General features: G+C 75.9%; 9 protein-coding genes and 1 pseudogene. 2 read left to right on the top strand and 8 right to left on the bottom strand.

Annotated features, from left to right (window positions below; genetic code table 11):
• Window positions 1–71 precede the first annotated feature (71 nt).
• Together ACFVHB_RS21715 and ACFVHB_RS21710 are read right to left on the bottom strand one after the other, a co-directional pair.
• Entirely contained in the window at window positions 72–1082 is a 1011-nt protein-coding gene (locus ACFVHB_RS21715) for an Acg family FMN-binding oxidoreductase (protein WP_380324538.1), read from the bottom strand.
• Between the two features lie 260 nt (window positions 1083–1342).
• Window positions 1343–2209: a universal stress protein gene (locus ACFVHB_RS21710; RefSeq protein WP_380324535.1), complete on the bottom strand. Its 867-nt coding sequence runs from the start codon at window positions 2207–2209 to the stop codon at window positions 1343–1345.
• Between the two features lie 439 nt (window positions 2210–2648).
• Here ACFVHB_RS21710 and ACFVHB_RS21705 point away from each other — a divergent pair, with 439 nt between their 5' ends.
• A complete protein-coding gene (locus ACFVHB_RS21705) occupies window positions 2649–4346 on the top strand; it encodes a GAF domain-containing protein (RefSeq protein ID WP_380324532.1) in 1698 nt (565 codons plus the stop codon).
• Window positions 4347–4521: 175 nt separating this feature from the next.
• On the opposite strand, the pseudogene ACFVHB_RS21700 reads toward ACFVHB_RS21705, so the two are convergent.
• The 6 genes and pseudogenes from ACFVHB_RS21700 to ACFVHB_RS21675 form a co-directional block, all read right to left on the bottom strand.
• Window positions 4522–5625 (bottom strand): annotated as a pseudogene (locus ACFVHB_RS21700) (serine hydrolase domain-containing protein); the annotation flags it as partial.
• A 217-nt stretch (window positions 5626–5842) separates the two neighbouring features.
• A complete protein-coding gene (locus ACFVHB_RS21695) occupies window positions 5843–6571 on the bottom strand; it encodes a response regulator (RefSeq protein WP_380324529.1) in 729 nt (242 codons plus the stop codon).
• 116 nt (window positions 6572–6687) lie between these two features.
• Entirely contained in the window at window positions 6688–7221 is a 534-nt protein-coding gene (locus tag ACFVHB_RS21690) for a hypothetical protein (protein WP_380324526.1), read from the bottom strand.
• Window positions 7222–7372: 151 nt separating this feature from the next.
• Entirely contained in the window at window positions 7373–9184 is a 1812-nt protein-coding gene (gene ctaD / locus ACFVHB_RS21685; protein ID WP_380324553.1) for a cytochrome c oxidase subunit I, read from the bottom strand.
• Between the two features lie 283 nt (window positions 9185–9467).
• On the bottom strand, window positions 9468–9884 hold the full coding sequence (locus ACFVHB_RS21680; RefSeq protein WP_380324550.1) for a pyridoxamine 5'-phosphate oxidase family protein: 417 nt from the start codon (window positions 9882–9884) through the stop codon (window positions 9468–9470).
• Window positions 9885–10048: 164 nt separating this feature from the next.
• On the bottom strand, window positions 10049–10894 hold the full coding sequence (locus ACFVHB_RS21675) for a sigma 54 modulation/S30EA ribosomal C-terminal domain-containing protein (RefSeq protein WP_380324524.1): 846 nt from the start codon (window positions 10892–10894) through the stop codon (window positions 10049–10051).
• Window positions 10895–11098: 204 nt separating this feature from the next.
• Here ACFVHB_RS21675 and ACFVHB_RS21670 point away from each other — a divergent pair, with 204 nt between their 5' ends.
• A complete protein-coding gene (locus ACFVHB_RS21670; RefSeq protein ID WP_380324521.1) occupies window positions 11099–11743 on the top strand; it encodes a class I SAM-dependent methyltransferase in 645 nt (214 codons plus the stop codon).
• Window positions 11744–11909 lie beyond the last annotated feature (166 nt).

Genomic DNA, 11909 nt, shown 5'->3' with positions numbered 1-11909 from the left:
CTCCCCGGGGCCCGGCCGCCGCCGTACACCGCAGTACCGCCGCCGTACCGCCGCCGTCACGGGGCTCCGGCTCAGCGCCCGGCCGGCTCGTCGAGCGTGTCCTCGACCGGACGGCGCGGGGTGGCGGCGCCGGGCGGGCCGTAGCCGACGCGCAGGATCAGCTGCACGTAGCCGGGTCCCTCGGCCGGGTCGCGCAGCACCAGGCGGAGATCGGGCCACTCGACGGGCTGGTGCCAGACGGTCAGGCGGATGCCGTGCACGGTGGCCAGCAGCCAGACGCGTTCCAGCGCCTGACCGGTGCGCAGCCAGTCGGCGGGGTGGTCGGCGGCGGTGGTGAGGGTGCAGAGCTGCGGCAGCGCCTCGAAGCGCTCCGCCGGCTGGGCGGGTGCGTCCCGGTACGGCGGGCGGCCGGCGTACTCGCGCATCGGGACGCGCGCGTCGCGGTCCCGGGCGCCGAGGGCGGCGAACGGGAGGCCGTCGGTGGCCTCGGCGCCCTCGGCGTCGCCGCGCAGCCAGGCGCGGGCCTCGGCCTGGCGTTCCGGGTCGTGGGCGATCCGGTCCTCGGCCTCGGCGGTGATCTCCAGCACCCGGCGGGCGCCGTCCTCCTCCAGCACGGCGAGCGTGACGCCCTCGGCACGGGCGGCGTCGACCAGCTCGCCGACGACGGCCTCCGGCACGTCCCGGTTGGTGTAGGGCTCACGGCTGGAGTGCCGCTCGGCGATGGCGGCGTCGAGGTCCCGGCCGAACGGGTGCGCGGCACGGGCGGGGGCGGAGAGGTCGAGGACCGCGAGCAGCTGCGGGTCGTCCGGGTCCGGGAGCAGCCGGACGACGGGCTCGCGGCCGAGCCGGGCGGCGGCGGCCACCCGCAGGTTGAACAGGGCGGCCCCGGCGGCGATGTGCAGCGCGGAGCCGGTCGGGTCCGCGAGCGGGACGGCGCGGGTGGGGTCGGCGCGCACTTCGATGCCCCGGCCGTCCGCGGCCGGGCGGAACCGCCACGGCTGGCTGTTGTGCAGCGAGGGCGCCGCGCCACCGGCGGCCGCGAGCAGCCGCAGGTCGGCCGGGGTGAGGGTGGGCTCGGTCATGGTGATCGTCTCCTGCCTCGTGCCTCGTGGGCCCTGCCCCGGGCCCCTCGGTTTCCTGCCCGGGCGGCGCCGGGCGGGTCGGTTCCCCGGGCCCGGGCGGGTGGGCGTCCCGCCCCGGCGCGGGACGGCGCGGCTCCGCTACTCCCGAGCCTGTACCCCCGAGCCCGGCTCCGCGCGGCGACGCGCGGACGGGGTCCGACGGCCCGGGTTCCCGCCCCGCCGCCACCACCCCCGCCGCGCCCGCCACCGCCGCCGTCCCCTCAGTCGTGCGGGACCACCGCGACCGGCGCGTGCGCGTGGTGGAGCACGGCGTGGGCGACCCGGCCGAGCCGCGGGCCGAGGTCGTGCGGACGCCGCCGCCGGCCCAGCACCACCAGGTCGGCCGTCGCGGACGCCTCCACCAGGGCACGGGCGGCACCGAGCCGGACCTCCTCGACCACCTCCGTCCCGGGGTGCCGCTCGCGCCACCCGGCCAGCGCGAGGGCGAGCCCCTTGGCCTCCAGCGCCTCCAGGTCGCCCAGCTCGGGCGGCGTCGGGACGAAGCCCACCGTCGCGAAGGCCGGCGGAAGGTCCCACCCGTGGACGGCCCGGAGCCGGGCGCCGCGCAGTTCGGCCTCGCGGAAGGCGAAGGCGAGCACCGACTCGTCCGGCGCCCGGGTGTCGACGCCGACCAGCACCTCGGCGCCCGTACCGGCCGTCTCGTCCCGGTCCGCCGTCTCCCGGACCACCACAACCGGCACGGTGCCGCGGGCGGCGGTCGCCATGCCGACCGAGCCGAGCAGCAGCCCGGCGAAGCCGCCGAGCCCGCGCGAGCCCAGCACCAGCAGACCGGCGTCCCCGGCCGCGGCGACCAGGCCGTCCACGGCGGCGTCGAGCACCACGTCGGTGTGCACCGGCAGGCCGGGCCGGCGGCCGCGCACGGCCTCGGCGGCGTCGGCCAGCATCCGCCGGGCGGCCTCGGGCGGCGCCTCCTCGTCGGCGAAGGCGTCCCGGCCGTCGGTCAGCCACGGCCAGGCGTGCACCAGCCGCAGCGGGGCGTCCCGGCGGACCGCCTCGTCGGCGGCCCAGTGGGCGGCCGCGATGCTCCCGGGCGAGCCGTCGACTCCGACCAGAACGGGTGCTGTCATGAGGGGTTCCTTCCACTGCGGGGCTCGGGCCCCGGGCCTGGGGGGCGCGCGGCGCGTCCTGACGCACCGTCCGACGTTCCCACCATGGCCGCCGGGGCGGGGGCGGCCCCAGTGCCGCAGGGCCTGTGCGGCAGGGCCGTTGGTCCCGTCCGCGGCCCCCGGCGGGCCGCGCCGGGACGGACCCCGCGGTACCGGGCGGGGATGGGCGGGCACTACCGTGAAATCCGACAATCCTCCTGGTCGGGCGACCCGGGGGCGTCCGGACACAGCGGACAGAGCGACGAGGAGGACGCCGGTGAGCGGCGCGGAGGGTACGCGGGCGGACACCGACGGTCATGCGGACACGGACCACCCGCCGGCGGGCCCGGCGGGCACGGCTCACGCGGCGCGCACGGCTCATGCGGCGCCCACGGACCGCGCGGCCGCCGGCGGCCCGCGGATGCCGCGGCTGCGCCTGGACGAGCTGCTGGAGGAGCTCCAGTGGCGGATCGACGCGGCGCGCGGCACCCAGGACCGGGTGCACAGCCTGCTGGAGGCCGTGCTGGCCGTCGGCCGCGAGCTGGACCTGTCCCAGGCCCTGCACCGGATCGTCGAGGCCGCCGCCGACCTGGTCGACGCCCGCTACGGCGCGCTCGGTGTGATCGGGGCGGACGGCCACACGCTCTCGCAGTTCCTGACGGTCGGACTGACGCCGGAGGAGATCGCGGCGATCGGGCCGCTGCCGGCCGGGCGCGGCATCCTGGGCGAGCTGATCCGCGACCCGCAGCCGCTGCGCTGCCCGGTGCTGTCGGAGCACCCGGCGTCGGTCGGCTTCCCGCCCCACCACCCGCCGATGCACACCTTCCTCGGGGTGCCGGTCCGGGTGCGCGGCGAGGTGTTCGGCAACCTCTACCTCACCGACAAGCGCGGTGGACTGGACTTCGACGCCGACGACGAGGCGGTGATCGCCACCCTGGCGGTCGCGGCCGGGGTGGCGATCGACAACGCCCGGCTGTACGAGGAGGCGCAGCGGCGCCAGCGCTGGCTGCAGGCGAGCGCCGAGATCACCCGCAGCCTGCTGTCGGGCGCGCCCCGGCTGGAGGTGGTGGAGCTGATCGCGCGCCGGGCGCGGGAGATCGCGGGCGCCGAGCTGGCGGACGTCTCGATGGCGCCGGCCGGTCCCGGCGAGCGGGCGGGCGAGCTCACCGTGGAGGTGGCGCTGGGCGGCGAGCCGGACGGCCGGATCGGGGTGACGGTGCCGGTGGACGGCACACTCTCCGGCGCTGCGTACGCCTCCGGCTCGCCGGTGACCAGCGACGAACTGGCGGCCGACGCCCGGTTCGAGGCCGGGCCGCCCGGGCGGTTCGCCGGGCTGGGGCCGGCGGTGGCGGTGCCGCTGGGCACCGGGACGGGGTTCGGGCGGGGCGTGCTGCTGCTGGCCCGGGCGAGCGGCCGGCCGCCGTTCACGGCGGAGGAGACCGGCCCGCTGCTGGGCTTCGCCGACCAGGCGGCGCTCGCCCTGGAGCTGGCCGAACGGCGGCGCGACGCCGAGCAGTTGACGCTGTTGGAGGACCGCGACCGGATCGCCCGGGACCTGCACGACCTGGCCATCCAGCGGCTCTTCGCCACCGGGATGACGCTGCAGAGCGCGGGCCGGCTGATCGAGAGCCCGAACGCGGCCGACCGGGTCGGCCGGGCGGTCGCCGACCTGGACGAGACGATCAAGATCATCCGTTCGACGATCTTCGGGCTGCGCGCCCACAACGAGCCCGACCGCGGGCTGCGGGCCCGCGCCACCCGCGCCGTCGGCGAGGCCCAGGCGACGCTGGGCTTCGCCCCCCGCCTCAGCATGGAGGGCCTGCTGGACACCGACGTGCCGCAGGAGCTCGCCGAACACGTCCTGGCCGTCCTCGGCGAGGCGCTCAGCAACGCCGCCCGGCACGCCCGGGCGAGCCGCGTCGAGGTCGCCCTGCGCGCGGCCGGCGGCCGGGTGACGCTGACGGTCACCGACGACGGCGTCGGCGTCCCGGAGGGCGGGCGGCGCAGCGGCCTGCGGAACCTCGCCGAACGGGCCGAACGGGTGGGCGGCGGCTTCGAGCTCCGGCCGGTGGAGACCGGCGGCACCCACCTGGTCTGGGAGGCCCCGCTGGCGGGGTGACACCGCGCCGGACGGCGGTGGCCGGGGGCCGCACCCCGCGCCGGACGGCGGTGGCGGGCGGGGCGGGACGACGCACCCCGCGCCGGACGGCGGTGGCGGGGGCCGGCTGCTTGCCGCAGAAGGCGGGCTCCAGCGCGCTCATCAGCCCCTGCGTCACACTGCCGTTGTTGGAGGCGTTGGCGAAGACGACGACGCTGCGGCTGCCGTCCCGGGTCGTGAACGACTGCGTCTGGAAGCCCTGGACGATCCCGCCGTGGCCGAACACGTTGCCGCAGGAGAGCGCGATCTGCCGCAGCCCCAGCCCGTAGCTGATCTTCGCGGTGGGGGTGGGCAGCACGCTGGTCATCTGCTTCAGCGAGTCGTCCGAGACCAGCCCGCCGGCGCTGCCGGCCATCAGCGCGGTGAGGAAGCGGTCCATGTCGCGGGCGGAGGAGACCACCCCACCGGCGCTCCACAGCCAGGAGGCGGTCTGCTCGGTGGAGTCCAGGAGCGGCTTGGAGCGGTCGTCGTTGGTCAGGTAGCCGGTGACGTGCCGCCCCTCGATCCCCTCCTGCGGGACGTCGAAGGACGTCCGGCCCAGGCCGAGGCGGTCGATGACCTCCTCGCGCAGCACCTCCGCGTACGGCCGGCCGGTGAGGTGCTCGACCGCCAGGCCGATCAGCACGAAGTCCGTGTTCGAGTAGGAGTAGCGCGACCCCGGGGCGTACTGCACGCCGTGCGCGACCGACATCGACACGAGCTTCGCGGGGTCGTAGACGTTGTGGCGGATCCGCGCCTCGAACGCGCTGGTGGTCTCCTCGCCCGCCTGCTCCAGGAGGTCGTTGGTGTGGTCGTAGACGCCGGCGCGGTGCTCCATCACCTGACGGCCGGTCATCGTCCAGCCCTCCGGCAGCGTGCCGTCCGGGAGGTAGTCCCGGAGCGGCTTGTCCAGGTCGATCCGCCCCTGTTCGGCGAGCCGCATGATCAGGACCGCGGCGAACATCTTGCTGTTGCTGCCGACCCGGAACCGCCAGTCGGCGTTCATCGGCGTCCCGTCCAGATCGGCCTTGCCGACCGCCAGCGAGACCTTGGTCTCGGCGCCGCCGTGGTCCCTGATCACCGCGAACGCCCCCGGCGCCCCGGCGTTCACCGCGTTCTGCAGCGCGGCGCGCACCCCGACGGTGTCCGGCACCGCCGCGGCCGCCGTCGGCGCCGCCACGGCACCCGTGGCCCCCGTCGCCACGACCACCACACCGGCCGCGGCCACCGCCAGCGAACGCACCCATCCAACCCGTGCCATCGGACTTCCCCTGACTTCTCGTCATCTGGAACAACAGGCCCATCGGGACCAAGATCCAATATCTCTGACGGAACGTCATCCGACAACCCGGCAGGCCCGGGGCCCGTCCGGCGGGATCCGCCGGACAGACCCCGGGCACCCGAAGTCGGGCCGCGCTCGGGCCGGTACGAACGACGGCCACGGCCGGGGCCGGGCCCCGGCGCGTGGCCGTGGTGGCTCAGCCGCGCTGGCCGCCCCAGGTGCGCGGGTGCGCCGGCTGAGCGGCGGCGGCCGACTGGCGCAGCTCGGTGGCGATCAGCGCGGCCTGGACCCGCCGCTCCACGCCGAGCTTGGCGAGCAGCCGGGAGACGTGGTTCTTCACCGTCTTCTCCGCCAGGTAGAGCCGCTCACCGATCTGCCGGTTCGTCAGCCCTTCGCCGACCAGCGCCAGCACCTCCTGCTCGCGCGCGGTCAGCTCCGGCCCCTGGTGGGACGGCTGGGCCGGCTCGGCGTCGTTGCGCAGGCGGTTGAGCAGGCGGGTCGCGGCGCCCGGGTCGAGCATCGAGCGGCCGGAGGCGACCGTGCGGACGGCCGCGACCAGGTCGGTGCCGCTGATCTGCTTGAGGACGTAGCCGGCGGCGCCCGCCATCACGGCGTCGAGCAGCGCCTCCTCGTCGTCGAAGGAGGTGAGCATCAGACAGGCCAGGTCCGGCATGCGCGAGCGCAGTTCGCGGCAGACGGCCACGCCGTCGCCGTCGCCGAGCCGCACGTCGAGGACGGCGACGTCGGGCCGCAGCGCGGGGACGCGGACCAGCGCCTGTTCGGCGGTGGCGGCCTCGCCGACCACCTCCAGGTCCGGTTCGCCGTCCAGCAGGTCGTGGACGCCGCGGCGCACCACCTCGTGGTCGTCCAGCAGGAACACCCTGACCGGCGCCGGCGCTCCGGCGCCCGCCGTCATGCTCGCCATCTCGCGAACTCCACCTTCCTCGTACCCGGGCCCGGCTGCCGCGGCCCTACCGCATCATCCCCGACCGGGCCCCGCCGCCCCAGGGCCGAACGACCCCAATGCGGGGCCCCGGCTCGTCAGGACCGCCGGCGGCGGGCGTTGCCGAGGCCGATCAGCAGGAAGGCCCCGGAGACCGCGACGGCGCTGCCGGCCGCCGCGGCGAGGCGGGGGGCGAGCGCGCCGCCGCCGGACATCAGGATGGAGACCGCGCCGAGCGAGGAGATCGCCAGGCCGACCAGCAGCCAACCCAGCAGCGTCCGGGCGGCGGGGTGCGGGCTGCGCGGCGCGGGGCCGGCGTCGAGCATCGCCCAGCGCAGCCGGTCCTCGCGCAGCTCGGTCCGGCGCTGCCGGAGCGCGCGCCACCGCAGGACGACGCCGGCGACCAGGCCCGCCAGGGCGATCCGGGCGGCGGGCTGCCACGCGGGCATGGCCAGCAGCAGGACGCCGGCCAGTGCGAGCGCGGCCCACCAGACCACGCAGGCCGCGGCGGCGGTGCGGGCGGACCGGGGGCGGTCGTCGCCCGCCTGGAGGTCCGCGATGGCGGGCAGGTACCAGACGCAGCCGGACGCCGTGACGGCGGCGGTGCCGATGGCCAGGACGGTGTGGGACATGCCTTGCGCTCCTCAGCCGATGGGTGCGACCCCGATGGTGCGCGGGGTGACGGGTGCGGGGTGGGGCCGTCCCCGCCCGCCCGGGGGCGTCGGACCGGGCGGGGACGGCGTTCGGGGGGAGGCGCCCACCTGGGCACCTCCCGGGAGGGCGTCAGCCCCCGGACGTCCCGGACGTCCCAGGCGACCCGGACGACCCGGATGACCCGGGCGCCTTCGCGGCGCGCCGCGGCGCGGGCACGTCGTACCCGGCCGGGGTCACGCCCGCCAGGTGCGCGGCCGGTTCGCCGTGGTTCTCCAGGTGGTCGCGGGCCGCGATCTCCGGGTGGTGCAGGTCGAACGCCGGGGACTCGGAGCGGATCCGCGGCAGGGTGGTGAAGTTGTGCCGCGGCGGCGGACAGGAGGTGGCCCACTCCAGCGAGCGGCCGTAGCCCCACGGGTCGTCGACGGTGACCTTCTCGCCGTACTTGGCGGTCTTCCAGACGTTGTAGAGGAACGGCAGGATCGACAGGCCGAGCAGGAACGAGCCCAGGGTGGACACCGTGTTGAGCGCGGTGAAGCCGTCCGAGGCCAGGTAGTCGGCGTACCGGCGGGGCATGCCCTCGGCGCCCAGCCAGTGCTGCACCAGGAAGGTGGCGTGGAACCCGACGGTGAGCGTCCAGAAGCTGATCCTGCCGAGCCGCTCGTCCAGCATCTTGCCGGTCATCTTCGGCCACCAGAAGTGGAAGCCCGCCATCATCGCGTACACCACCGTGCCGAACAGCGTGTAGTGGAAGTGCGCGACGACGAAGTACGAGTCGGACACGTGGAAGTCGATCACCGGCGCGGCCAGCAGCACGCCCGTCAGGCCGCCGAACAGGAAGGTGACCAGGAAGCCGACGGTCCACAGCATCGGCGTCTCGAAGCTCAGCGACCCCTTCCACATGGTGCCGACCCAGTTGAAGAACTTCACGCCGGTCGGCACGGCGATCAGGAAGGTCATGAAGGCGAAGAAGGGCAGCAGCACCTGTCCGGTGACGTACATGTGGTGCGCCCAGACGGTGACCGAGAGGCCGGCGATCGCGACCGTGGCGGCGATCAGGCCCGCGTAGCCGAACATCGGCTTGCGGGAGAAGACCGGGATCACCTCGGAGACGATCCCGAAGAACGGCAGGGCGAGGATGTAGACCTCGGGATGGCCGAAGAACCAGAACAGGTGTTGCCAGAGCATCGCCCCGCCGTTGGCCGGGTCGAAGACGTGCGAGCCGAACTTGCGGTCGCACTCCAGCGCCAGCAGGGCGGCGGCCAGCACCGGGAAGACCATCAGCACCAGGACCGAGGTGAGCAGCACGTTCCAGCAGAAGATGGACATCCGGAACATGGTCAGGCCGGGGGCCCGCATGCAGACGATGGTGGTGATGAAGTTGACCGCGCCGAGGATGCTGCCGAAGCCGGAGAGCGTGACGCCCATGATCCACATGTCGGCGCCGACGCCGGGCGAGTGGACGGCGTCGGAGAGCGGCGCGTAGAGGAACCAGCCGAAGTCGGCCGCGCCCTGCGGGGTCGCGAAGCCGCCGGCGGCGATCAGCGAGCCGAACATGAACAGCCAGTAGGCCAGCATGTTCAGCCGCGGGAAGGCGACGTCCGGGGCGCCGATCTGCAGCGGCATGATCCAGTTGGCGAAGCCGGTGAACAGCGGCATCGCGAAGAGCAGCAGCATCACCGAACCGTGCATGGTGAAGGCCTGGTTGAACTGCTCGTTGGAGAGGATCTGCGTCCCCGGCCGGGCCAGCTCGGCGCGCATGACCAGCGCGAGGATGCCGCCGATCAGGAAGAACCCGAACGCCGACACCAGGTACATGGAGCCGATCGTCTTGTGGTCGGTGGTCGTCAGCAGCCGGACCAGGGCCGAGCCGGGCCGGCGGACCGGGACTCCTCCCGTCCGGGCGGCGGACGGCGGTGGCGCGCTGTCGCCCCTTGCCTCGATGGCACTCAAGGACGCACTCCTTCGGAACTCCTGCGGATGGATGGCGATCCATGATCGGAAGCCGACACCCGTACGCCCCAGGGCCGTTGGACCCACTGGGCCCGGGCCGGTGGGCCTCCGTCCCGGGACCGCCGACCGGGACCGTCGGCCGGGCCCCGGCCGCCCCGTCGCTCCCGGCCGCTCGCGGACATGCCGAAACACCGGCGCGGGCCGGGGAGTCGGGGAGAACTCTCCGGCCCGCACCGGTGCGCCCGGGGGGGTGGGCCGTCCGGTCCGGTGCGCGCTACTCGGCGGCCGCCGGGCCCGCGGTGAGCCGGTAGCCGGTCACCAGGTCGGGCTGGATCGCCACCGTGTGGTCCATGCCCGACGCCACCCACGGCCGCAACAGCGCGCGGTACCGGGCGAGTTGGTGCGGTTCGGTGACCGGGCGGGCATAGCCGGTGACCACCACGCTCCACCCCAGGTGGGTCAGCGGGTCGATGGCGTCGGCCTCGTACGCGACCACGACGCCGGCCGCGGCCGCGCCCAGCGCCGCGGCGGTGAGCGCCGCGCCGTCGTGGGTGCGGATCACCACCGCGTCGTCCACCAGCACGTGGTTGACGGGCCGGATGGCCGGCAGGGCCCGGTCGGTGAACACGATCCGCCCGTACGACGCGCCCGCCAGCAGCCGCAGCGCCTCGGCCCGTTCGAGCGGCTCCAGGTGCCGAGGCGGGGGCCCGTCGGCACCCGGCGGGCCCTCCGCGTTCGGCGGCCCCGCGGCGCTCAACGGGCCCTGGGCACTCGGCGGCCCCTCGGTGCGCGGCGGTCCGGCCGGGCCGCGCCGTCTCCGCAACGCCCGCAACCGGCGCTGCACGGCTTCGTCGTTCACGACACTGCGGCGATCAGGCCGAGCCGGCCGTCGAAACGCCGGTAGAGCACCCGGCCGCGCCGCGTCCCGGGCTGGGCGAAGAAGAGGAACGGGAGGTCCGCCGCGGCGAGCCGGTCCACGGCCTGGTCCTCCGTCAACTGCGGTGCGCCGAACGGACTGAGGGTGAACGGCACGGTCGGCCGGCTGGGCGGGCCCGCGGCCACGGTACGGGTGAGCCGGTAGCCGGTCGGGCCGACCCGGTGGACGACGGCGTCGGTCTCGGTGGCCGGGTCGGTGAACAGGTGGATGTCGAAGTCCATCGCGTCCATGGTCCGGGCCGCCGCGTCGGGCGAGCACCACACCAGGGCGGCCCGCTTCCGCCGGACGATGTGCTGCGAGCCGTCCCCGTACGGGACTTCGGTGCACGGATGGGCACCGATCCCGCCCGCTCCCGCGCTCACCGCGAGCCCTCCGGGCCGAACCGGCGCCTCCCGGACGGGCGCGGCGGCGGTGCGCTGCGCGGGGACGCCCGCGAGCGAGGCCCGGCCGCGCGCCCGGCGGGGCCACGGCCTGGGCGTCCAGCCGGCGGTCACCGCGGCGACGCGGGCGCGCAGCCCTTCGGCCAGCCGGTCCAGCGCCTCGCCGAGGTCGGCCGCGGCCTCCTGCACGCGGATCCGCCGGCCGTCGACCTCGGCGTTGACCTGGGCCAGCACGGTCGCCGCGCCGACCAGCCCGACCCGGACCCGCAGGGCCTCGACCAGGGCGTCGGCCCCGTGGACCGCGGCCGCGATCCGGGACCGCGCATCGGCCGCGACGCCCCGCTCCATCCCCTCGCTCACCTGCACCGTGACCAACTCGCCCATCTCCGGCCTCTCCCGTCCCGCCTCGCCTCGCACTTCCAGGTGGTGCCACGCCTGCCACGCCTGTCCGGCGCGCACCGTGTGCACACACCCGCGCGACGATCACGATCCCTCCGCCGCTCCGGCCCCGGGAAGGGCCGAACGACCCCATCGCCGGGACACCCGTCCCCATCCCGTCACACCGAACGGACATGCGATGATCTGGACATGCCTGTTCTCGACAACCAGTCGGACTACTGGAACTCCACCGGGACGGCGAAGACCTTCGGGCATCCGCTCCACCCGGACTGGCTGGCCGGGCTCGACCGCGGCGCCGCCGTGCTCGACTACGGCTGCGGCTACGGCCGCCTGGCCGGCGAGCTGGCCGCCCTCGGCTTCACCGACGTCGAGGGGGTGGACGTCGCCCCCAACCTGATCGCCCGTGCCCGGGCCGAGCAGCCGGCCGCCCGCTTCACCGTGCTGGCCGACCCGCCCCGGCTCGACCGCCCCGACGCCACCCTCGACGCGGCGCTGCTGTTCGCCGTGCTCACCTGCGTACCGGGCGACGACGGCCAGCGCGACCTGGTCGCCGAACTGCACCGGGTCCTGCGGCCCGGCGGCCTGCTGTACGTCAGCGACCTGTGCCTCCAGCCCGACCCGCGCAACCGCGACCGGTACGCGGAGTTCGCCGACCGGTACGGCCGGTACGGGGTGTTCGAGACCGGTGACGGCGCGGTCTGCCGCCACCACACCCGGGAGTGGCTGGACGAGCTGCTCGGCGCCTTCGAGCCGGTCGCCGAGCGGGAGCTGCCGGTGCGCACCATGAACGGCCGCCCGGCGGTGGCGACCCAGCTGCTGGTCGCCCGGCGCTGACCGGCCGGACGGCGCGCCGGGCGCCGGGTGGCCGGGTGGCCGGGTGGCCGGGCGCGGCGGCTCCCGCCCGGCGTACGCCGGCCCCGGGCGCGCACGCCCCCGGATCATGCGGGCCCGCCCTCGGAAAGATGGGGGCCGGTCCCCCATGCCCCGGTGGCCGCGGCAG

The organism is Kitasatospora sp. NPDC127111, from assembly GCF_042677465.1.
Taxonomy (GTDB): domain Bacteria; phylum Actinomycetota; class Actinomycetes; order Streptomycetales; family Streptomycetaceae; genus Kitasatospora.
The sequence above is the reverse complement of the archived record's forward strand: the minus strand, read 5'-3'. Positions and strand labels throughout refer to the sequence as shown.